We start from the raw sequence: 3,139 nt of genomic DNA, 5'->3' as shown, positions 1-3,139 counted from the left end.
CATCCCGGAGCTTGAGAGCACCTCCCGCGAGGGAATGACCCGGGACTTGAACCCCATAGCCCTGCAGCCGTAAGGAAAAGATCTTTCATAGGTAATGTAGAAATGAACACAGGAATGACACCTGACGGTCCCCGTCTCACCCGGCCACCCCCCGCGAGCGTCTGACTTCCTGTTCACAGGGCGGTCCTTCCGACGAAATGAAAAGGATAAAGAACGTTCAAGCGGCTCAAGCTGTTCAAGCCTTCTTTCTATCTTTGCTGTACGCCCTGGAGAGAGCTTATCTTGCGGTCTATCTCCCGTTCCTTCCTGTCGAGATCGTCGCTTTTGGTCTGGAACTGCGCCTGCTGGCTGGCAAACCTTGTCTTGAGGTCGTCGAGGCGTTCATTGAAGTACCTGACGTCGTCATTGAACCTGCCCATCTCTTTTATGCAGTACTGAGGGTTCTTGCCGTACTTTTCCCCCGAGCATTCCTCGTAGAGGTCTGCCTGCTGCATGTCGAGCTGCTTTCTGAGCCGGTCCAGAGGCTTGTAGTATTCGCCGTGAAAGTTGCTCTGCTCCTGGAACAGTTTGAGGCGGGCCGTTCTGATCTCGTCTTTCTCCTGTTTGAGCCGGGACAACTCCCCCGACGGCTGCGTCGCGGCGGCCGGTGCCGGCTTGCGTTGAGCCGCCGTATCGGGCGCGGACATGAGAAGGCACAGGAGCGCCAGGAGGACGGGACATGCCAGACGGCATATGGACGGCCACGGTTCTCTTGCAGCCTTTTTCATCCCGAATAGTCTCATGTGTCTGCCTCCTCGATGGTGTTCCGACCGGAAGAAATCATCCTCCTGTATTTTCCTATAGCCTGCGGGTCTATTGCAAGAACATAATAAGACCCATGAGCGGGGGGCCCATGGGTCCTGTTTTCCGGAAAGCGTGCGCTGCTACAGTCTGAAACGGTTCACGATGCCCTGTAGTTCCTTCGAGAGGCTTGCCATCTGGGAAGCCGCGCCGGCGTTGCCCTGAATGTTCCTCGCCGTCTCCTGCATGGCCATCGATATCTGGTGGATATTGTTCGTTATTTCATTTGTGGTTGCGGTCTGTTGCTCCGATGCGACGGCTATCTGGTTCACTTCGGCCGCGACGAGGCCGATCTGTTCCAGGATATCCTTCAAGGCGATACCGGACTTGCTTGTTTCAGTTGTTCCTACCTCTACTTCCTTGACGCCCTGTTCCATGGAGGTGACAGCCGACTTTGTCTCGCTCTGCATGGACTGGATGGTTTTTTCGATCTCCTGTGTCGCGTCTGTCGTTCGCTCGGCGAGTTTCTTCACCTCGTCGGCGACAACGGCGAAGCCGCGCCCGTGTTCTCCGGCCCTCGCAGCCTCTATAGCGGCGTTGAGGGCGAGAAGGTTCGTCTGGTCGGCAATCTCGTTGATGAGCTCAACTATGACGCCGATCTGGTCGGAACGCTCACCGAGCTTCTTGATGATCCCGGCCGATTCCTTGACCCTCACATTGATCCTGTTCATGACCTCTTCGGTGTCTCTGATAATGGTCCCTCCCGATACGGCGGAGTTGTTGGCCTTTTCCGAGCTTTTTGCGGCCTTGATGCAATTCTGGGAGATTTCCATCGATGTTGTCGACATCTCTTCACTTGCGGTGGCCACGTTATTTATCTGGTTAGCCGCCTGCTCGACGCCTGTCGCCATCTGACCCGAATTGCCGTCGAGGGTGTCGGCGGCGGAAGCGACCCTGTTGCTGCTTTCGGCCACCTTGGTGACCGTCTCGTGGAGGTTTTCCACGAAGGCATTGAACTTGTCCGCCATCCCGCCTATCTCGTCCCTTGAATCGACATCGATTCTCCTGGTGAGGTCTCCATCCGATATCTCGCCGATAACCTCAACGGTACGCCGGATGGGGGCGAGCACGAAGCGCGTGAGCGTGATACTGAGGAAGAGGGACGCGACAATGGCCACGATGATGACGACCATGAAGATCATGATGACCCTTTTATAGGTCGTGAGTGACGCGTCGTAGCTTTCCCGGCCGAGTTTGTTCTCCAGGGCAAGAAGTTCCTGGAGGTTTTTGTTGAGTTCGTCGAATCTCTTGTCCGCCTGGAACATCAGTGTCGTAGCGAGGCTGAAATCGCTGCCGCACATATCTATGACCTTGTCGACGGATTCCCTGTATGCCTTCAGCGACGTTGCGGACGAGGTGTAGAGTTTCTTCTGCGTCTCCGACAGCTTCCCCGATGCCCGGGTCTTCTCCATGAGAGCGCCCGTTTCCTCTATCGTCTTGAAGACGTGCTTCGATAGCTTTTCGACATTCTGCCTCAGGAAATCGGCGCTCGACCAGCTGAGCACCTTGTACGTGTTCGAGTGGACCTCCTTCATGTCGTTGACTATGGTGGAGATCGTCTGATAGCCCTGAAAGCGGTTGGTGTATATCTCGTTTATCGTTGACCTCTGGCTCGCCATCCCTATGAATGAGATAATTCCGAAGATGACAAGGAAGACGAGGACGGTAAGCGGAGGCAGCAGAAGTTTCTTCTGCATCTTGAGGTTTGAGATCATCTTTCTCATCGTTCCCCCCCCCTTGCGCTCGAAAGGGGCAGGGACCGTCACCCGGTCTCTGTCCCCCCGCGGCCTGCTATTTGTACGCCCCCGCGCAGAGGATCATGTCGCCGGAACGCGCGAAATATGTCGTCTTGGGTTCGATCTTCTTCGTTTCCGGATTGAGGTACTTATAGTCGACCCAGCCGCTGCCCTTTGTTTTTGCCTGGTTGATGACGTCCTTCCTGAAGAACTTTCCGTCAGGATCGGGAACCTCGAGAAGGTTCTTGCCGATGATCCTGGGGTTCTTGGGATGCGCGATGACCGTCGCCGTCATGTCATAGGCGAAGACGTAGAGTTCCCCCTTGTCGAACTGTCCCTTGGGTTTGCTGATCTCGGCTATGGTCTTGTCCTTGCCGTTTGCCCTGGCGTAGGAGACCGCCTTGTCGACGAGGGCCTTTGCCTCGGCGGTGTTGCCGGCAGCCCTAGCGTGGTTGGCCATAACGAAACATGCCAGCGCGAAGAAGACCGTGAATACCACGAAGAAACTCACCTTTCTCATAATCTTTCCCTCCATGATCTGGTGTATTCGGATCTGCTGAGTT

The 3,139-nt window shown here is 55.6% G+C and carries 3 protein-coding genes; all 3 read right to left on the bottom strand.

Annotated features, from left to right (window positions below; genetic code table 11):
* Positions 1–248 precede the first annotated feature (248 nt).
* Positions 249–782 (bottom strand): hypothetical protein, encoded by a 534-nt coding sequence (locus tag GXX82_09775; protein NLT23324.1) that lies wholly within the window; start codon positions 780–782, stop codon positions 249–251.
* Positions 783–923: 141 nt separating this feature from the next.
* Positions 924–2,564, bottom strand: coding sequence for a methyl-accepting chemotaxis protein (locus GXX82_09770; protein NLT23323.1), 1,641 nt, complete (start codon positions 2,562–2,564; stop codon positions 924–926).
* A gap of 67 nt (positions 2,565–2,631) precedes the next feature.
* On the bottom strand, positions 2,632–3,036 hold the full coding sequence (locus tag GXX82_09765) for a cache type 2 domain-containing protein (protein ID NLT23322.1): 405 nt from the start codon (positions 3,034–3,036) through the stop codon (positions 2,632–2,634).
* Between the last annotated feature and the right edge of the window lie 103 nt (positions 3,037–3,139).

This window comes from Syntrophorhabdus sp., from assembly GCA_012719415.1.
GTDB lineage: Bacteria > Desulfobacterota > Syntrophorhabdia > Syntrophorhabdales > Syntrophorhabdaceae > Delta-02.
This window is presented reverse-complemented; position numbering and strand designations above follow the sequence as displayed.

Coding starts and splice junctions, on each gene's coding strand:
- GXX82_09775 (NLT23324.1), bottom strand. CDS start 782: ATGAGACTATTCGGGATGAAAAAGGCTGCAAGAGAACCGTGGCCGTCC.
- GXX82_09770 (NLT23323.1), bottom strand. CDS start 2,564: ATGAGAAAGATGATCTCAAACCTCAAGATGCAGAAGAAACTTCTGCTG.
- GXX82_09765 (NLT23322.1), bottom strand. CDS start 3,036: ATGGCCAACCACGCTAGGGCTGCCGGCAACACCGCCGAGGCAAAGGCC.